The organism is Mesorhizobium sp. M0001 (assembly GCF_040324255.1).
GTDB lineage: Bacteria > Pseudomonadota > Alphaproteobacteria > Rhizobiales > Rhizobiaceae > Mesorhizobium.
Map to the genome: position 1 here is coordinate 207,714 of NZ_JAMYVS010000010.1, position 18,910 is coordinate 226,623.

General features: G+C 63.3%; 17 protein-coding genes and 1 pseudogene. 9 read left to right on the top strand and 9 right to left on the bottom strand.

From position 1 onward, the window contains the following. Positions 1 to 72: 72 nt before the first annotated feature. The 8 genes and pseudogenes from NKK50_RS24715 to NKK50_RS24745 all read right to left on the bottom strand — a co-directional run bounded on the left by NKK50_RS24715 (position 73) and on the right by NKK50_RS24745 (position 7,701). Positions 73 to 672 carry a VOC family protein gene (locus NKK50_RS24715; protein WP_023804450.1) on the bottom strand — a complete coding sequence of 200 codons (600 nt, stop codon included), beginning with the start codon at positions 670 to 672 and terminating at the stop codon, positions 73 to 75. Between the two features lie 77 nt (positions 673 to 749). Next, complete coding sequence (locus NKK50_RS24720; protein WP_352462129.1) at positions 750 to 1,580, bottom strand: ATP-binding cassette domain-containing protein; 831 nt, start codon at positions 1,578 to 1,580, stop codon at positions 750 to 752. Next, complete coding sequence (locus tag NKK50_RS24725; protein ID WP_023686914.1) at positions 1,573 to 2,451, bottom strand: ABC transporter ATP-binding protein; 879 nt, start codon at positions 2,449 to 2,451, stop codon at positions 1,573 to 1,575. The genes NKK50_RS24720 and NKK50_RS24725 overlap by 8 nt, the downstream gene beginning before the upstream one ends. Then, a complete protein-coding gene (locus NKK50_RS24730; RefSeq protein ID WP_023667797.1) occupies positions 2,448 to 3,296 on the bottom strand; it encodes an ABC transporter permease in 849 nt (282 codons plus the stop codon). The genes NKK50_RS24725 and NKK50_RS24730 overlap by 4 nt, the downstream gene beginning before the upstream one ends. Then, a complete protein-coding gene (locus NKK50_RS24735; RefSeq protein WP_023667796.1) occupies positions 3,289 to 4,296 on the bottom strand; it encodes an ABC transporter permease in 1,008 nt (335 codons plus the stop codon). The genes NKK50_RS24730 and NKK50_RS24735 overlap by 8 nt, the downstream gene beginning before the upstream one ends. A gap of 42 nt (positions 4,297 to 4,338) precedes the next feature. Further along, a pseudogene (locus NKK50_RS31385) lies at positions 4,339 to 4,451 on the bottom strand (endonuclease domain-containing protein); the annotation flags it as partial. A 33-nt stretch (positions 4,452 to 4,484) separates the two neighbouring features. Then, positions 4,485 to 6,014: an ABC transporter substrate-binding protein gene (locus NKK50_RS24740; RefSeq protein ID WP_352543970.1), complete on the bottom strand. Its 1,530-nt coding sequence runs from the start codon at positions 6,012 to 6,014 to the stop codon at positions 4,485 to 4,487. Positions 6,015 to 6,126: 112 nt separating this feature from the next. Continuing rightward, positions 6,127 to 7,701 (bottom strand): phytoene desaturase family protein, encoded by a 1,575-nt coding sequence (locus tag NKK50_RS24745; RefSeq protein ID WP_352543971.1) that lies wholly within the window; start codon positions 7,699 to 7,701, stop codon positions 6,127 to 6,129. Positions 7,702 to 7,820: 119 nt separating this feature from the next. Between NKK50_RS24745 and NKK50_RS24750 the strand changes: the two genes are divergently transcribed. From NKK50_RS24750 to NKK50_RS24770, 5 genes are read left to right on the top strand one after another with little or no spacing between them, the layout of a single operon-like run. Next, entirely contained in the window at positions 7,821 to 8,612 is a 792-nt protein-coding gene (locus tag NKK50_RS24750) for a cyclase family protein (protein ID WP_023708108.1), read from the top strand. Positions 8,613 to 8,628: 16 nt separating this feature from the next. After that, a complete protein-coding gene (locus tag NKK50_RS24755) occupies positions 8,629 to 10,200 on the top strand; it encodes a phytoene desaturase family protein (protein ID WP_352543972.1) in 1,572 nt (523 codons plus the stop codon). Then, positions 10,200 to 10,682 carry a MarR family winged helix-turn-helix transcriptional regulator gene (locus tag NKK50_RS24760; RefSeq protein ID WP_023667791.1) on the top strand — a complete coding sequence of 161 codons (483 nt, stop codon included), beginning with the start codon at positions 10,200 to 10,202 and terminating at the stop codon, positions 10,680 to 10,682. The genes NKK50_RS24755 and NKK50_RS24760 overlap by 1 nt, the downstream gene beginning before the upstream one ends. A gap of 44 nt (positions 10,683 to 10,726) precedes the next feature. Then, a complete protein-coding gene (locus NKK50_RS24765) occupies positions 10,727 to 12,880 on the top strand; it encodes a thiamine pyrophosphate-dependent enzyme (protein WP_023699872.1) in 2,154 nt (717 codons plus the stop codon). Further along, positions 12,873 to 14,465, top strand: a complete 1,593-nt coding sequence (locus NKK50_RS24770; RefSeq protein ID WP_023699873.1) for an indolepyruvate oxidoreductase subunit beta family protein — start codon at positions 12,873 to 12,875, stop codon at positions 14,463 to 14,465. The genes NKK50_RS24765 and NKK50_RS24770 overlap by 8 nt, the downstream gene beginning before the upstream one ends. 133 nt (positions 14,466 to 14,598) lie before the next feature. On the opposite strand, the gene NKK50_RS24775 is transcribed toward NKK50_RS24770, so the two are convergent. Beyond that, positions 14,599 to 15,495: a LysR family transcriptional regulator gene (locus NKK50_RS24775; protein WP_352543973.1), complete on the bottom strand. Its 897-nt coding sequence runs from the start codon at positions 15,493 to 15,495 to the stop codon at positions 14,599 to 14,601. Between the two features lie 229 nt (positions 15,496 to 15,724). Between NKK50_RS24775 and NKK50_RS24780 the strand changes: the two genes are divergently transcribed. The 4 genes from NKK50_RS24780 to NKK50_RS24795 all read left to right on the top strand — a co-directional run bounded on the left by NKK50_RS24780 (position 15,725) and on the right by NKK50_RS24795 (position 18,659). Then, positions 15,725 to 16,459, top strand: coding sequence for an SDR family NAD(P)-dependent oxidoreductase (locus NKK50_RS24780; protein WP_023699875.1), 735 nt, complete (start codon positions 15,725 to 15,727; stop codon positions 16,457 to 16,459). Between the two features lie 50 nt (positions 16,460 to 16,509). Continuing rightward, positions 16,510 to 17,262 carry an SDR family NAD(P)-dependent oxidoreductase gene (locus NKK50_RS24785; protein WP_352543974.1) on the top strand — a complete coding sequence of 251 codons (753 nt, stop codon included), beginning with the start codon at positions 16,510 to 16,512 and terminating at the stop codon, positions 17,260 to 17,262. Positions 17,263 to 17,294: 32 nt separating this feature from the next. Then, positions 17,295 to 17,894, top strand: a complete 600-nt coding sequence (locus NKK50_RS24790; protein ID WP_352543975.1) for an NADPH-dependent F420 reductase — start codon at positions 17,295 to 17,297, stop codon at positions 17,892 to 17,894. Between the two features lie 132 nt (positions 17,895 to 18,026). After that, positions 18,027 to 18,659, top strand: a complete 633-nt coding sequence (locus NKK50_RS24795; RefSeq protein WP_352543976.1) for a class I SAM-dependent methyltransferase — start codon at positions 18,027 to 18,029, stop codon at positions 18,657 to 18,659. Positions 18,660 to 18,910: the final 251 nt, after the last annotated feature.

Consider the following 18,910-nt stretch of genomic DNA (forward strand, 5'->3'; position numbering starts at 1 on the left):
GTTTCATGTTGGAACGATTGCAGGACACGGGTGGCGCGCCTGCAGGTTGGCCCCACAAGCGCGCTCTGGAAATCACTTCTCCGGGTTCTTCGGGCTCCACAGCACAGTCTCGGCACCCTTCTCATAGGCCATCCCATCGGGATAGCTGATCGCCTCCAGTTGCAATCCCCATGGCGCCTGGAAATAGAGGATGGTCTGGCCGGCCGCCGGACCTTCCTTGACCGGCAGCGGCCCCATCCGCGTCTTCACCCCCTTGCCATCGAGATAGGCTTTCGCCGCGGCGACATCATCGACATACAAGGCAATGTGGAAGCCGCCGATATCGCTGTTCTTCGGCGTCAAATCCTTCTGGTCGGGCGCGGTGTATTTGAACAGCTCTATGTTCGATCCATAGCCGCAACGCACCATGGTGACCTGCTCGATGACAGCCTTCGGATCGACGCCCAGAAGGTCCTGCATGAAGGTGCCCTTGTCGTCGGCGAACGGGCCGAACGACATCGCCTTCTTGCAGCCGACGACTTCGGTGAAGAAGTCGACTGCCTGCTTCATGTCGGGCACCGTGATGCCGGTGTGGTCGTGGCCGCGCATGCCGGGGATCGAATCGGCCGAGGCCGCTCCCACCGAGCCGAACAGGATCGCGGCAAGCATCGTGCCGCGGATTGCATGGTTCATGTTACCCTCCGTTCGCGGGCTGATTTTGCCCTCATGCACGTCCGAAGCCCGCTGTTCGGCGTGGTGGGTGAACAGTCCTATGCCGGCGCTTTCGTTGCTGGCCGCAACCAGTCCGCGTCGATCTCAGGCAGTGGGATGGCGGCAAGCAGGTCGCGCGTGTAGGTCTCCCTGGGATTGTCGAACAGCGCATCGGTGGCGCTCGCCTCGACGATCCTGCCCTCGCGCATGACGATCACTTGTTGGCACAGCCGCCGGATGACCGACAGGTCGTGGCTGATGAAGGCGACCGTCAGCCCCATCTCCGCGGCCAGTCTCTCCAAAAGGGTGAGGATCTGCGCCTGCGTCGATACGTCGAGGCCGGAGACGATCTCGTCGGCCAGCACGAATTTCGGCGAAAGCGCCAACGCGCGCGCAATTCCGACGCGCTGGCGCTGCCCGCCCGACAGTTCATGACGATAGCGACTAGCGAAGCTTTGCGGCAGGCCGACGCGATGCAATGCCTCGGCGACGCGTTCCCTAAGCCTGTCGCCAAGCCCATTCTGCTTGAGCGGCGCGGCAATGATGCCGGCGATGGTGCGACGCGGGTTGAGCGACGACATCGGGTCCTGGAAGATCATCTGCAGGTCGCGGCGCAGAGGTCGCAGCTCCGCATCCGGCAGATGGGCGATATCGCGGCCCTCGAAATGGATGCTGCCGACGCTCGGCTCCAGAAGTCTGACAAGCGTGCGGCCGAGCGTCGATTTTCCGGACCCGGATTCACCGACGATGCCGGTCACCAAGCCCCTCGGCAGATCGAAATCCAGGCCTCTCAAAATCTCGGCCAGCGGCGCGCGCCCGATCAGCGGCTTGCGGGTCATGTCGGGCAGCGCCACCTTCAGCCCGCGCACGGAAAACAGCGGCTCAACCATGCGGCCCTCTCCACGCCTGGTCGGAGGCGGCGATCTCCGCAGCGAGTCCTGCCAGCACCGTCTCATCCACCGGCTTCAGCGAGGCAAAGGGATCCGTGTAGCGCGGCGTAGCGGCCATCAATGCCCGCGTATAGGGATGCTCAGGCGCGGCGAAGAGAGCGGCTGTGTCAGCCTCTTCCACCACCTTGCCGGCGTAGAGCACAGACACTTGCTGGCTGATCTTTGCAACGACGCCGAGATCGTGGGTGACGAACAGGATCGCGGTGCCATGCTCGCGCTGCAGCTCGGCGATCAGTCGCAGGATCTGCTTTTGCACGGTAACGTCGAGCGCGGTTGTCGGCTCGTCGGCCACGATCAGCCGTGGCTCGGCGGCGAAGGCGGCGGCGATCAGCACACGCTGGCGCATGCCGCCGGACAGCTCGTGCGGATAGCATTTCAGCACCCGGTCGGGATCGCGGATCTGCACCTCATCCAACAATTGCCGGATACGCTTGTCCGCCTTGTCACCGTTCCAGCCGAGAATGCGCACCAGCCGGTCAGTCATCTGCGGACCGATGCGGCGCGACGGGTTGAGCGCAGTCAACGGATCTTGCGGGATCAGCGCCGTGCGAGCGCCGATCAGCGTGCGCCTTGCCTTGGGCTGCAGCCTGCCGAGGTCTTCGCCTTCGAGCTGCATGGCGCCTTCGACGATGCGCACGCTTGACGGCAGCACACCGAGCACCGCCTTGCCGATCATCGTCTTGCCGGCGCCGCTCTCGCCAACAAGAGCACGCACCTCACCCGGCTGCACGGAGAGCGACACCGACCGCAGCACGCGCTGGCCGTTCGGCAGCACGGCGCTCAGATTGGCAATATCCAGGCAAGCGCTCATCGCAGCACCGGATCGAAGCGTGTCTTCAGCGCCTCACCGAACTGGCTGAACGACAGCACGGTGAGGATCAGCGTGACAAGCGGAAACACCAGCACCCACCAGGCCTGATGGATCGACAGCCGGCCCTCGGCGATGATGCCGCCCCAGGTCGGATCGTCGGTCGAGATCGACAGATTGACGAAGGACAGGATGGCCTCGACGATGACGGCGATGCCCATCTCCAGCGACAGCAGTGCCACGATCGACGGCACCACATTGGGCAGCACCTCGCGCAGCATGATGCCGATGCGGCCATAGCCGGCGATGCGGGCGTTCTCGACATAGTCCATGCGCGACTGGCCCATCGCTTCGGCGCGGATCACCCGGCAAAAGCGCGTCCAGTCGATGATGGCGATGGCGAGGATGACGGAGCTGAGACCAGTGCCGAGCACCGCGACCAGCAGGATGGCGAACAGCACCGGAGGAAATGCCATCCAGACATCGACGATGCGTGAAATGATGCGGTCGGCCCAGCCGCCGAAATAGCCGGCGACCAATCCGAGCGTCGAGCCGACAAGGCAGGCGGCAATCGCCGCAGCGAAGGCGACGATGAAGGCGATTTGGCCGCCGAAGATAAGCCGCGACAAGAGGTCGCGGCCGAGGCTATCGGTGCCCAGCCAATAGCCGGGCTCGGCGCCATCGAGCCAGAAGGGCGGCAGCCGCTCCAGCATCAGATCCTGCGCCAGCGGGTCCTGCGGCGCCACCAGCGGCGCGAACATCGCCGCAAGAAGTACCAGCAGCAGCCAGCCGCCGGCCAGCCACAGCCTCAGGCCCAATCCGCGCCGGGCCATGCGTGCCTCACCCATGGCGCAGCCTCGGATTGAGCAGCGCATACATCATGTCGACTGCAAGATTGATCAGCACGAACAGCAGCGCGAACACCAGCACGATGCCTTGGATCAGCGGCAGGTCGCGGTTGATGACGGCATCGATCGCCATGTTGCCGAGCCCTTCGTAGGAAAACAGCCGCTCGACGATGACCGTGCCGCCGACAAGGAAGGTGAACTGGACGCCGACGAGAGTCAGTGTCGGCAAGGCAGCGTTCTTCAGCGCCTCGCGCAGGATAACCTGCGTTTCCGAAAACCCCTTCACCCGCGCCAGCACGACATAGTCGAGGTCAAGCACTTCCTTCAGCGACTGTTTCAGCAACTGCGCGATGATTGCCGCCAGCGGCAATGCCAAGGCTACTGCCGGCATCAGCATGTGTTTCAGCAGATCCCAGGTCAGGTCGAAGCGCAGCCGAAGCAAGCTCTCGAAGAAATAGAACTGGGTGACGAAGGGCAGATCGAGCTGCGGCGACACGCGGCCGGAGATATCGAAGATCGGCACCAGCACGCCAAACAAAAGGATCAGCACGAGGCCCCACAGGAAATCGGGAATGGAAAGGGCGGCGCCGCTGGCGATATCGATGCCGGCTTCGACCGCCGTGCCGCGCTCGCGGGCTCCGAGGATCGCCGTCGTGCCGCCGAGCCCAACCGCCATGACGAGCGCGATGATGGCAAGTTCCAGCGTTGCCGGCAAACGATTGAAGACAAGGCTGAGCACATCTTGCCTGAGCGAAATCGAGGTGCCAAAATCGCCCCTGACGACGCCGGACAGCCAGATGAAGAATTGCTGCACGATGGTCTTGTCGAGCCCGTAGAGTGCACGCAGCCGGTCGATGTCGGCATCTGTCGCACCGGGGGGCAGCATCATGGCGATCGGGTCACCAGGCGCGACGCGGATCACGACGAAGACGACGACAGCCACGCCGAACAGCGTGATCAGCATCGTCAGCAGACGGATCAGGAATCGTTGCAGGAGCATTCTGGTGTTGGCCCAGTGCGTTTCTAACGAAGAGCCCCCTCATTCGTCCGCTTCGCGGCCACCTTCTCCCCGAGGGGAGAAGAGGTCACGGACAGCTGAGCTGGTCTCTTCTCCCCAGCGGGGAGAAGGTGGCCCGAAGGGCCGGATGAGGGGGCCGCTCAGCGAAGGGTGGCGCCCACAAGCCGATATCAGGCAGGGGTCATCAGCGCCGGCAGCAGCGCGCCGGACACATGCTGCACCACGTTGACGCCCTTGGCATGCACGATAGGTTGCGCATACTGAATCAGCGGCAGCACATAGGCCTGCTCGGCGATATACTTGTCGACAGCCTTCCAGCCGGCGATGCGCTTGGCCTCGTCCTTCTCGCCCCAGAGCGGATTGATCATGTCGATCAGGTCCTGGCTGTCCCACACCGAATGCGGGCTCGGCCCATACATGGCAAAACCAGTCGACGTCGTCGGGTCGCCGATGGCGTTGCCCCAATTGTAGAAGGCGGCCGGCGCCAGCTTGTCGGCGGAGCGCAGTTCATAGTGCTTGGCGATCTCGTAGACCTCGATCGTCGCCTCGATGCCGACCTTACGCCACATGCCGACGATCGCCTGGATCATCTCATAATCCTTGGGCTTGAAGCCCTTGGTCGTCTGGATGGTGAACTTGACCGGTTTTTCCGGCGAATAGCCGGAAGCCGCGAGCAGCTCCTTGGCCTTTTCAGGATTGTGCTCGACCTTGATCGAGGCATCGAAGGCCGTGTACTCCGGGGTCTCCAGCGTAGCGATCGGCTGGCCATAGCCGCGCAGCAGCCGTTTGACCAGAAGCTCCTTGTCCACAGCCATGACAGCGGCCTGGCGGACGTTCTTGTCCAGCATCGCTTCAATGTCATTGAAGAAGATCATGCCGATGTCGGAAACAGGCTTGCACGAGCCGGCAAGCCCGTCCTTGGCGATCAGCCGGTCATACTCTTCATAGGGGACCTCCAGCGTCACCTGCGAGGAACCGGATTCGATCTCGGCAACGCGGCTCGCCGCGTCGGTGACGAACTTGATCGTCACATTCTCGAAGGCCGGCTTGTCGCCCCAATAGTGCGGGTTGGCCTTCAGTCGGAGGAAAGCATTTCGCTCGAATTTTTCCACCATGTACGGGCCGGTGCCGATCGGCGCCTTCTCGAAACCTTCCGCGCCAACCTTCTCGTAGTAGGCCTTCGGCAGGATGTAGCCGGTCAGGAACGACATCCATTTGAAATAGACCGGATCGAACTGCACGACGTCGCCGGTGATCTTGTTGCCGTCGATCTTGAAATTGTTGACGTTCTTCCAGACGAACTGGATCGGATTGCCGGTCTTTTCGTCGCCCGCCCGCTGCAGCGACCAGACCACGTCCTCGGGCGTGAAGGGCGAGCCGTCATGCCAGGTCACGCCTTCGCGCACCGTCATCGTCACCTTGGTGCGATCCTCGTTCCAGCCCCATTCGGTGAGCAGGCCAGGCGCAAAGGACAGGTCCGGCTTTTGCGGAATGAACTGGTCGAACACTGACTGGTAGAGGCCCTGGATCGTCGGGTTGACGGCCGAGGGTCCGGTGGTCGGATCCCAGGACGGCAGGTTGACGTTATAGGCGATGGTCAGCTCGCCCGCTGCCGCCTTGGCGATCTCAGGCAGGCCGATCGCCGCCACCCCAAGTGCCGCGGCACTGTATCCCAGCAATTCTCGTCTGTTGATTGTCATGGTCGTTCCCCTTGTTGGTTTTGTTGTCTTTGCGCGGCACTATCAGTTTATCGATCCGGGCTTCGTGGGCAGCAGCGCCTTGCCTCTCGTCGCCTTCATGAAATCTTGCGAGCTACCTCCCGCCAAGCTGTTGCGCGAGCATGAAGCCGGAGGCCGCGCCGGTGCCGGCGCCGGGCCATGTCGCGGCGCCTATGAGATGCAGATTGCCGACCGGCGTGTTCCAGCCGGCATAACCGCGCGCCGGGCGGAACAGGAAATTCTGCGCCAGATGATGGCTGCCGCAGACCTGGTCGCCACCGACGAGATTGGGGTTCTCACGCTCGAGGTCGATTGGCGAGAACACTGCACGGCCGAGGATTTTCGGGCGCAGTCCGGGTGCGTATATCTCGATGATGTCGAGCACGCGCTCGGCGTAGGCATCCTTGACCTGATCCCAATGCGCGTGAGCGATCCTGCCTGCCGCATCGCCCAGGATTTCGGCAGGCAGCATGCGCACTTGCACCCACAGCACATGTTTGCCCTGAGGCGCGCGCGACGGATCGATCGCGGTCGGCTGGCCGACGACCAGCACCGGTTCGTCCGGCAGCATGCCCGCCATCGCCTGCTGATAGGTGCGCGACATCGCGTCGAGCGACGGCGACAGATGCACATAGGCGAACTGCCGAAGCTCGGCGCCGGCGCGCCAATCGGGCAGGTCGTCGAGCGCCAGATGGATCATCATCGTGCCCGGCGCGTGCCGGAATTTCTGCATCGCCGTGTCGAAGCCGGCGTCGCCGGAACCGTTGGGTAGCAACCTGCCGCTCAACGCCTTGGGCGCGACGCCGGCAATCACTGCCTTGGTCGCCGTATGTGTCTCACCTGAAGCGAGTCGCACGCCCGATGCCTTGCCGCCGGCAACTGTGATCTCGGCAACTTCCGCCCCGGTGACGATCGTGCCGCCGGCCGACGCCACCATGCCCGACAACGCGCGGATGATGGTGTCGGCGCCACCCTTGCCCAGCACCATGCCGAAGCTCTGATTGGCCATCGATTCAAGATAGGGGAATACGGCGCCGCCGGCGATGTCGGGGGCGAAGTCGAGATGCATGCCCCAGGTGGCAAGCGTTGCCCGCACATGCGCGGACTCGAAATTTTCCTCCAGCCAGGCGCGCGGCGATGACAGCAAAAGCCTACCAGTATCGAGCGCGCCTGACATGCCCTTCTTGCGCCACAGGTTCCAGGCGGTGCCGGCAAGCGCGCGGGCACTCATCGGCGAGCCCAGCAGCCGGAACAGATGCTCGGCCTCTGCCGGGAAGGCAGCGACCAGTCTACGCCAGGTCGCGGCATCGGCGGCGGAGAAAGCGGCCATGCGGCCGGTGGTTTTTTCCAGATCGTTGCTGACGCCGAACCAGCGTCCGTCCGGGAAGGCGCTGGCAAAACAGTCGGCGACCGGCGCGAACTCAAGACCCTGTGCTTTCAATTCATTTGCATATTTCCGGTGGAAGGCGGAGCCGGCGAACAGGCTCAGATTCATTGCACCGAAATCGTGCCGGAAGCCGGGAAGCGTGTATTCGTGGGTCTGGACGGCGCCACCGATTGCTGCGCTGCGCTCGAAAATCCCGGTTTTCCAGCCTTTGAGCGCGAGATGCGCGGCGCATGCCAGACTGTTGTGGCCCGCCCCGACAAAGATGGCGTCGAACTCGCTCACGCCCCGTTCCCATTTCCTTTATGCTTAAAGATAATTGCAGATGCATATGTTTTCGTCTAGTAGGATATTAAGGGCCGAGACGAGCCTTGATCTTCACCAGAAAGAGGGAACTTCAGACCATGGACACGCAAAAACTCCTCGGCGAAGTCGCCGGCCAGCTGCTTTCAGGCGCCATCAGGGTGGTCGACCTCTCTGCGCAACTCGGACCCGACACGCCTCTTATCAAGCTGCCGCCGGAGCTTGCCGTCGACACGCCAAAGGTCGAGATCCATAACATCTCCCGTTATGACAAGAACGGCCCGTGGTGGGCATGGAACTGGCTGAAGCTTGGGGAGCATTCGGGCACGCATTTCGATGCGCCGCAGCATTGGATCAGCGGCAAGGACTATCCGGACGGCGCCACCGACACCATTCCGGCGCAGAATTTCATTGGTCCGGTCAATGTCATCGACTGCTCGAAGGAAGCCGCCGCTGACCACGACTTCCTGCTCACCGTCGACCACATCAAGGCGTGGGAAGCCAAGCATGGCGCCATCAACGCCGGGGAGTGGGTGGTGATGCGCACCGACTGGTATAAGCGCAATGGCTCGGAAGCCGAATTCCTCAACGCCAACGAAACCGGCCCACATACGCCAGGTCCGACAGCCGAAGCCATCCAGTTCCTGATCAGCAAGGATATCAAGGGCTGGGGCTCAGAGACGATCGGCACCGATGCCGGCAAGGCAGGCGGGATGGAGCCGCCATTTCCAGCCCACACGCTGATGCACAAGGCGAACCGCTATGGCCTCGCCAGCCTCTGCAACCTCGACCAGTTGCCTCCAAAGGGCGCCATCCTGATCGCCGCACCGCTCAAGATCGAGCATGGCACCGGCAGCCCTATCCGCGCGCTGGCGCTTGTATCCAACGGCTAGGTGAAAGCACGCCAAGGTGAGCCAGCCGGATCACATCATCGTTGGCAGCGGCATCAACGCGCTGGTCTGCGCGGCGATGCTCGGCGGCAAAGGGGCGCGTGTGCTCGTCCTCGAGCGCAACGACCGCATCGGCGGCTGCGTGCGTACCGAGGAGATCACCGCTCCCGGCTTTATCCATGACGTGATGGCAACCACCTTCGTGCTGTTCATCACCTCGCCGGCTTTTGCGGCGTTGGGCGGCGATCTCGCCAGGCACGGGCTGGAATTCTGCCACACCGGCACGCCAACTGGCGTGCTGCGGCCGGACGGCAGTCATGCAGTGCTCACCACCAACCGCGCCGCCAATGTCGCGGCAATCAATGCGATTGCCGCCGACGATGGCGACCGGCATGCGGACGATGTCAGCGGCATCGAGCGCAATGCCGGCCTGTTGTTCGGCCTGCTCGGCGGCAGCCTGTGGTCCTATCCGACGGCGAAACTGCTGGCCGGCGATGCCTGGCGGCGCAGCCCACGCGGCCTTGCCGCCTTTCTCGGCGAAGCACTGGTGCCGGCGCGCAGCTGGCTGGAAAGCACCTATCGGTCCGAGACAATCCGCGCGCTGTGGGCGCCCTGGGTGCTGCACGCCGGGCTCGGACCGGAAGACGCCTTCTCAGGGCAGATCGCCAAGGTCATTGCCTTCGCGCTGGAAGCGGCCGGGGCGCCGATCGTCAAGGGTGGAGCGAAGACCCTGCTCACCGCCTTCGAAGCTCTGATAAGGGAACGTGGTGGCGACATCCGTACCGTCGCCGATGTCGCCTCGATCGTCCAGAGCGGTGGCCGCGCGACCGGCGTACGGCTCGCCTCGCGCGAAACGATTACAGCAAACAAGAGCGTCATCTGTTCGGTCACGCCGACGCAGCTTTACCACCGGTTGCTCGGCAGCGAGGCTCCCAAGGCCGATGTCGAAGCGACACAGAAATATCGCTACGGCAAAGGCAATTTCCAGATTCACTATGCGCTGAACAAGCCGCCGGCATGGCGCGGTGCTGGCCTGGACCAGGTGGCATTGTTGCACCTGACGCCGGGGCTCGATGGCGTCTCGAAAGCCTGCAACGAGGCGGCGCGCGGCATGCTGCCCGAAGTGCCGACCATCTGCGTCGGCCAGCCGCATGCGCTCGATCCGTCGCGCTGCCCGGAGGGCAAGGCGATCCTGTGGCTGCAACTGCCCGAGGCGCCCAGGCACATCAAGGGCGACGCCGCAGGCACGCTGCATGCACCGGCTGACGGACAATGGACCGAGGCGCTGCGTGAAGCCTACGCCGACCGCGTCGAAACCATTCTCGCCAGCCACATCGATGGCTTCAAGGGCAGCGTGATTGCGCGCCGCGCCTATTCACCGGCCGATCTCGAAGCGATGAACATCAATCTGGTCGGCGGCGACCCGTATGGCGGGTCGTCCACCATCGACCAGTCGTTCCTGTGGCGGCCGTTCAAGACCAGCCGCAACCATCAGACCGGCATCAAAAACCTCTATCACATCGGCGCCTCCACCCATCCGGGTGCAGGGCTCGGCGGCGGCTCCGGCTTTCTTCTGGCGGGCAGGCTGTGATGGAGCAGAAGGTCGCAGAAAAACGCCAGCGCATTTCGACGCTTGGCCAGATCGGCCTGCAGCAATTCGCGCCCTATCTGATGAACCGCATCATGGGGCGCTACAACGCCACCTTGCGCGACGATTTCCGCAAGCAGGGCCTGACCATTCCGCAGGTCCGCACGCTCGCCGTGCTGTCGGTCACCGACGGTGTCACCGTCAACGACCTCTCGGTCTACACCGTCATCGAGCAGTCGACCTTGAGCCGCACGCTCGACACGCTGGAAGGGCAAGGCTTCGTGCGGCGCGAGCAAGGCGTCACAGACAGCCGCATCCGCCATGTCTTCCTGACCGATGACGGCCGCGCCGAGTTCGCGCGCGCCTGGCCGGCAATGCATGACGCGTTCGAGGCGATGTTCGACGATGTCGACGACGCCGAATACGCGGCGCTGATCGCCACATTGCAGAAGATGCTGAAGAACATTCGCAAGCACGACATCTAGACGTTAGGCGCCGGCCGCACCGCCGGCAACGGAAGGTTGGAAAAATGGCCGAACGCTCTTTTGCCAAGGAAGTCGAAAAACTCAGGCTCGGCGCCGGCGAGGAATTTGCGGGCGAAGGCATTCTCGCCATCACCAAGGCGCTGCTGCAATGCGGCGTCGGCTATGTCGGCGGATACCAGGGCGCGCCGATCAGCCATCTGATGGACGTGCTGGCCGACGCACAGGAGATTCTGGGCGAACTCGGGGTGCATTTCGAGGCGAGCGCCTCGGAAGCCACCGCCACCGCCATGCTGGCGGCCTCGGTGCATTACCCCATTCGCGGTGCGGCGACCTTCAAGTCGACCGTCGGCACCAATGTCGCGTCCGACGCACTGGCCAACCTCGCCTCCGGCGGCGTCACCGGCGGCGCGCTGATCATCGTCGGCGAAGACTATGGCGAAGGCTCCTCGATCATGCAGGAGCGCAGCCACGCCTTCGCCATGAAGAGCCAGGTCTGGCTACTCGACCCGCGCCCCAATTTGCCGTCGATCGTCAAGGCGGTGGAGGATGGTTTCGAGCTGTCCGAGGCATCCAACACGCCGGTGATGCTGCAGGTGCGCATCCGCTGCTGCCATGTGCATGGCCATTTCATCGCCAAGGACAACAAGCGCCCGCCGATGACGGTGGCCGATGCGCTCGACGCGCCGCGCCGCGACACCGGCCGCATCGTGTTGCCGCCCGCCTCCTTCCTGCACGAGAAGGAGAAGGTGCAGAAGCGCTGGCCGGCGGCGGTGGAGTTCATCGCCAAGAACAAGATCAACGAATTCTTCGGTTCGGACCATGGCTCGGTCGGCATCGTCATGCAGGGCGGCATGTACAATTCGGTCATCCGCGCCTTGCAGCGGCTCGGCCTTGCCGACACCTATGGCGAGACGGATGTGCCGCTCTACGTTCTCAACGCCGTCTATCCCCTGATCGATGACGAGTTCCTCACCTTCTGCGAAGGCAAGCAGACGGTGCTCGTGGTCGAGGAGGGCCAGCCCAACTACATCGAGCAGGCCTTTGCCGCCATGCTGCACAAGGCCGGGCGCGGCACCAGGCTGGTCGGCAAGGAGTATCTGCCGATGGCCGGCGAATATACCGGCCAGGTCATGCTGGACGGCATCGGCGCCTTCCTGCGCGCCGAGGCCCCGCATCTCTTGCCGGGTGAGGTGCGCGCGCCCAACAAGGTCGGCGACGGCGTTGACGCCGCGGACCTGATCAACGTCGTGCCGGGACGTCCGCCAGGCTTCTGCATCGGTTGCCCGGAGCGGCCGATTTTTGCCGCGACAAAGCTGGTCGAGCAGGAACTCGGGAACCACCACATCGCATCCGACATCGGCTGCCATTTGTTCTCGATCATGCCGCCTTTCGAGCTCGGCGCCACCACCATGGGCTACGGGCTGGGGCCGGCATCGGCATCGGCGTTCAATTCGCCCGACGCCAAACGGCGGTCGATCTCTTTCGTCGGCGATGGCGGCTTCTGGCACAATGGCCTGACCTCCTCGATCGGCAACGCGGTCTTCAACAAGAACGACGGCGTCATCGTCATCGTCGACAATTTTTACTCCGCCGCCACCGGTGGGCAGGACATCCTGTCGTCGCGTGCGGGCAACAAGACCAAGTCGACCAAGCATCCGATCACCGAGGCGGTGAAGGGCATGGGCGTCAAATGGCTGCGCCATGTCGACCGCACCTATGACATCACCAAGATGCAGGACACGTTACGTGAGGCGCTGACGACGGACGAAAAGGGTCCCAAGGTCATCGTTGCCTCGTCTGAATGCATGCTCAATCGCCAGCGCCGCGAAAAGCCGCTGGTCGACAAGGCGATCAAGGGTGGGACTCGCGTCGTCAAGCCGAAGTTCGGCGTCGATGAGGATATCTGCACCGGCGACCATGCCTGTATGCGGCTGTCCGGCTGCCCGTCGCTGTCGGTAAAGTCGCTCGACGATCCGTTGCGCGACGATCCGGTGGCATCGATCGACCAGAGCTGCGTCGGCTGCGGCAATTGCGGTGAAGTGGCGGATGCAGCGGTGCTGTGCCCTTCCTTCTACCGCGCCGATGTCGTGCACAATCCCCGCCGCTGGGATCGTTTTCTGGAAGGCACGCGCCGCGCCGTGATCGGCCTGCTGCAGCGGCGCCGTGAAAGCCGCAGGTTGACGTTCGCCGATGCTTGACCAGGCTTCGCCCTTGCGCCCGAAATCCGATGCCGCCGATACCGAGCCGGTGATCAAACTCGCTTTGCTCGCGGTCGGCGGCCAGGGCGGCGGCGTGCTCGCCGACTGGATCACCGATGTCGCCGAGCGCAATTCCTATGTCGCGCAATCGACCTCGGTCGCCGGCGTCGCCCAGCGCACCGGCGCTACGATCTATTACGTCGAGATGGCCCGCGACACCGGCCGGCTGCCGGTCTTTGCCCTTTCGCCTTCGCAAGGCGATGTCGACATATTGATCGCCGCCGAGCTGATGGAAGCCGGCCGCGCCATCATCAGGGGCTTCGTCACGCCCGATCGCACCACGCTGATCACCTCCTCGCACCGTATCGCCGCGGTGTCGGAAAAGATCGAGCCGGGTGACGGCCGGGCCTCGTCTTCCAAGGTACGCGCGACGGCGGAAGCTGCATCGAAACGCTTCATCGCCTTCGACATGGAAAAGATCGCCGCGGACAATGGCTCAATGATCTCGGCCAGTCTGCTTGGCGCGCTGGCCGGCTCCGACGCATTGCCGTTCACGCGTGAAAGCTATGAGCAAGCGATCGGCGCCGGCGGCCGGGGTGCGAAAGCCAGCCTTGCTGCCTTCGCCGTCGCCTACGACCGCGCGCGCGGTACGACGGCCCCCGCGCCACAGCCGGCAGAACCGGCCACGGTCGACCCCGCTCCGGGTTCAGGGCGTGTGAGCGGTCCGCCGAACCTGCTGCAGGGTTGGCAGGCGCTGGCCGCCCGCATCGACCTGATGCCCGCGGCGGTGCGCGACATGGCGCTCCGGGGCCTGAGAAAGGTCGTCGACTACCAGGACATCTCCTATGGCGGCGAGTATCTCGACCGGCTCGACCAGGCGGTCGCGCTGGATAGCGCTGAACATGCCCATGCATTGTCCATCGCTGCCGCCAAGCATCTGGCCAACGCGCTGTGCTACGACGACATGATCCGCGTCGCCGATCTCAAGACACGTTCGACGCGTGACCGGCGGGTGCGCAAGGAGGTGGGCGTCAAGGACGGCTCCATCCTGCAAGTGACCGAATATTTCCATCCGCGCATCGAGGAGTTCTGCGGCACCTTGCCGGCGGGGTTTGGCAGCTACATCGAGAACCGGCCGAAACTTGCCGGCTTTCTCGACCGGCGCATCAATCGCGGCCGGCGCATCCGCACCGACAGCTTTGCCGGCTTTGCGGTCCTCTGGTTGATTGGCGGCCTGCGCCGCTGGCGGCGGCGCCTGTTGCGCCACAAGGTCGAGACGGCGCATCTGGAGCGCTGGTATGCGCTGGCGCTCAGCCACGCGCCTCAGGACTACGCGCTCGCCGTCGAAATCTTGAACTGCCGCCGGCTGATCAAGGGCTACAGCGACACCCACCTCCGCGCCCAGTCCAAATTCGATCGCGTGCTGTCGGCGCTCGATCTGGTCAGGAGCCGCGATGACGCTGCCGACTGGATCAGGCGGTTGCGCGAAGCTGCGCTGAAAGACGAGAAAGGCGACATGCTCGATGGCGCGCTGAAGACGGTGGCATCGTTGTCTGATCATGGTGTGGGAAGAGGTCGAGCTTAGGCTGGTACCTCTACGCTACTGCCGCCGTTTCCCTACTCCCACTGGATTCGCGGATTGAACACGCCGCTTCAAGCGATCGCAGCTCGGCTTCCACCCGGATTGCGGGAAGCGTTGCCGGCGGATCTGCCGGGCGTCAGTCGCGCGATATGGACAGCCCCGAGAGAAGCGGAGCGTACGCGGCGAGCCTGCGGGATACGAACTCTGTGAAGAGCCGCACCCGCTTCGTCTTGCGTGTCTCGCCTTGCGTGAGAAGCCAGAGTGTCCCATGCATGGGCACGTCGATCCCCGGCACCCTCACCAGCAGGGGGTCGGTATCTCCGACGAAGCACGGCAGTTTCGTTATCCCAATCCCCTGGTGCGCCGCGATGATCTGCGTCTCGGCGTCAGGTGTCCTGAACGGTACTCCCGTGACGTGAACTTCTCCCTCGCGCGCCCAGTCCGGAATTCCATGATTGTCTATGCCTATCCATCGGATGGGATCAAGCGTGCCCGCACGCCACGCGGCTAGTCGATCGCGAGACATGTAGACGCCGCTGAACAGCTCCGGTCCCTTCAGGCCGTGAAGATTGAGCGGCAGGGTCTTGCGGTCGGCGACAATGCGGATCGCGACGTCGGCCTCTCGGTTGGTCAGATTTGCCAGCTCACCGGACGACAAGATTTCCATCTCGATGTCGCGATGCAAACGCGCGAAGTCGGCGAGATCCGGCATGAGCAGGTGTGTGGCGAGGAACGGTGGAAGCGTCACCCGCAAAAACCCGCGCGCGCTCTGGTCACGACCGAAGACTCGCGTCTCCAGCTGGTGCGACGACGCTTCCATCTGGGTCGCGAGATCGAGGACCTCTTCGCCCGCAGCCGTCAGGCGGTAGCCGGAAGGCAGCTTTTCGAACATCTGCGCCCCGAGGCGTTCCTCGAGCTGAGCGATGCGTCGCAGCACGGTCGAGTGGTTCACACCGAGGTGTGCGGCGGCGGCACGCACCGAGCCTACGCGCGCGGCAGCAAGAAAGTAGCGAACGTCATCCCAGTCGATCATGGTGCATTCCTGCGCAGCGAAGTGCGGCTTGCAAAAGCCCATACTAACACGATCAGCCGTAAGTTCGTGCGGTCATCGTGGCGTTCAATCATCTACTGGATCGTTTTCGCACCAGCGATGTGCGCGATTGCGCACTCACCGCCCGACTTCGGCGAACCCATCTTGAGGCTCTCGCGGGACTTTCCCGTACAGCCAAAGACACGAGACGGCGAAACGAAGGATGCATGACATGAACAGACTGAATGGAAAGACCGCTGTGATAACCGGCGGCGCTACGGGCATCGGCCGCGCCGCAGCCAAGCGCTTTATCGAGGAGGGCGCCTTCGTCTTCATCTTCGGCCGCCGGCAGGAAGCGCTCGACGCCGCCGTGGCTGACCTTGGGCCTAATGCCCGCGCGGTTATGGGCTCGGTCTCGGATGAGGCCGACCTCGACCGACTCTACGCTGCGGTGAAGGCCGAGCGCGGAAGCCTCGACATCGTCTTCGCCAATGCCGGGGCGGGAAGCCCGCTTCCGCTCGGCCAGATCACCGCCAGGCACATTGACGAAACCTTCGACACCAATGTGAAGGGTACGATCTTCACGGTCCAGAAGGCGCTGCCGCTGATGAGCCAGGGCGGTTCGATCATCCTGACCGGGTCGAGCGCCGGCACCACGGGCGCTCCGGGGTTCACTGCCTATAGCGCGAGCAAGGCGGCAGTGCGCAACCTGGCGCGGACCTGGGCGGAAGACCTGAAGGGCACCGGCATCCGCGTAAACGTGCTGTCGCCCGGAGCGACGGCGACCGAACTCGCGAAGGAGGCGTTAGGCGAGGAAGGCCAGAAGGCCTACGGCGCGATGACTCCGCTCCAGCGCATGGCCGATCCGGCGGAGATCGGGGCCGTGGCCGCCTTTCTCGCGTCGCCGGACAGCAGCTTCATGACCGCCAGCGAAGTCGCCGTCGACGGCGGCCTGGCTCAACTCTGACCCCCAGCGCGGTCCGTACCTGGCCCGCGCGCAACGAAAGACAAAGAATTATGAAAAAACTCGAAGGCAAGATCGCAGTCATCACGGGCGGAAGCAGCGGGATCGGGTTGGCCACAGCCAAGCGCTTCGTAGAAGAAGGAGCGCACGTCGTGATTACCGGGCGAAGAGAGAAAGAGCTGAACGAGGCTGCAGCCTTCATCATGAAAAACGTTACGACGGTCGTGGGTGACGTGTCGCTCCTGGAAGATCTGGATCGCCTCTATGTCGTCGTGAAGGAGAAACATGGTCATATCGACATTCTCTTCGCCAACGCCGGCGCGGGGACGATCGCACCGCTCGCGGTCGCTACCGAGGCACATTTTGATCAGACCTTCGATGTGAACGTGAAGGGTCTGTTCTTTACGGTGCAGAAGGCCCTTCCCCTGTTCAAAGACGGCGGTTCGATCATCCTGAATTCTTCAGTGTCGAACGTGTTGGGGCTTCCAGAGTTTAGTACCTACGCCGCGAGCAAGGCGGCTGTACGCAACTTCGCGCGCGCTTGGACACTGGAATTCAAAGACCGCAAAATCCGCGTCAATGCAATGAGTCCGGGACCAATCGAAACGCCGGCCTTGGAGACAACGACTGGCCTTACCCCTGAGCAAGCCGAGCAAGCGGCCGCCCAGTTTGCGTCACAGATCCCAATGGGTCGCAGGGGCAAACCAGAGGAAATCGCGGCTGCCGTAACGTTCCTCGCCTCCGATGAAAGTTCTTTCGTCACCGGCGTGGATCTCGCCGTCGATGGAGGCATGGCACAAGTCTGAGCCCGGCATTAGCACCAGATCGGAGAAGTACTATGAACTATGCAATCGTAGGATTCGGCAATATCGGACAGGCCCTTGCCAAGGCGTTTGCCCGAAACGGCATCGAAGTTTCCGTTGCAACCACACGCGACCCGGAAAGCTTTGCCGCCGATGCGGCCGCGATCGGACCCACGATCATCCCCAAAAAACTGGCGGAAGCCATCAAGGCGGACATCATCTTTTTGGCTGTCCGCTTCGAGGCGCACCCGGATGTTGCGAAGGCGCTCCCCACCTGGCAGGGGAAGACGATCATCGATGTGACCAATGCCTATGGCGTGCCCGCGGAGGAACTGGGAGGACAACCTTCTTCCAAGTTCATCGCGCAGGCCTTCTCTGGCGCAAAACTGGTCAAGGGCTTCAACCATCTGGTCGCCCCGGTGCTTGGTCAGGATCCGGCCGTACATGGTGGCCGGAGGGTCGTGTTCCTGGCAAGCGACGATGACGCTGCCGCAACACGGATTGGGGAGCTTGCGGAAAATCTCGGTTTCGCGCCGATCAAGCTTGGCGGGGTGTCGGAAGGTGGCCTGCTGGTCCAGGCGCGCGGAGACAGCTGGGGTCGTCTCATCTTCAAGGACTTGGTCAAGTTCGACTGACGAGCACGACGTCCACACCGGCAAAGAGACAACGCAGGCGATCGGAACTCGGATCGGATCAAGCGCGATCCGATCCGAGCAAATGGAGAAATCATTATGAGCACCGAGAAGAATATCCACTAGGAGATTTCGATGTACGACCAATCCAAGGTATCCGAGTTAATCCGGTTCGCACGAATCGAGGCGGGCTCCACCGTGATCGACGTCTACGCTGGCGACGGAGACTGGACGCGCCTCTTCTCCGACATCGTCGGATCCGAGGGGCGGGTCTACAGATTCGTGCCGGCGGAGGTCGCCCACTTCAAGAACGATCCGGTCGGCCTCATGCGGACGCTCGCGAAGGAGCCGGGCCGAGAGAACGTCGAAGCCGCCTCGGCGGACCTCGTCGCGATGCCGGAGGTCACGCCGCCAGCCGATGTCCTATGGCTGCACCTGTTTTACCACGATCTTCACACCGCCCTGATCCAGAAGAAGGGTGCGACGGCGGCCGACTTCAATCGAGCTGTCTACAAGCGGCTGAAACCCGGTGGGTCCTACGTCATCGTCGACCACGCCGCCGCAGCTGGGTCGGGCACGAGCGACACCCAGTCGCTGCATCGGATCGACTCTGCATCCGTCCGCGAGGAGGTGGAGGCGGCCGGCTTCGTGCTGGACGCGGAAAGCACCGTGCTCTTGAACAGGGATGACCAGCACTCGATCAAGGTGTTCGATCCCGCGATCAAGGGCGAGACCGATCGCTTCGCGTTTCGGTTCGTGAAGCCCTGATAGCTCCCGGCGCCGACTTCATGTCCAGTTCCCCAATGGGCCAATCAACTCGGGTTCGCACCCGCCAAGCTGGGAAAGGTCAACGAGGATGGCGCGCTGTGCACGCACGCGATGCGGCAGCGCCTTGAAGGCGTCCGAGGTGATGATGGCACAAGGTTCTGGAGCACACCTGCCGCAGGTTCCTGATCTGAACTTGATGATATGACGGAAGTCGCCGCGTCGTTGAGGGAGCCGGCGCATCCCTCAGGGGA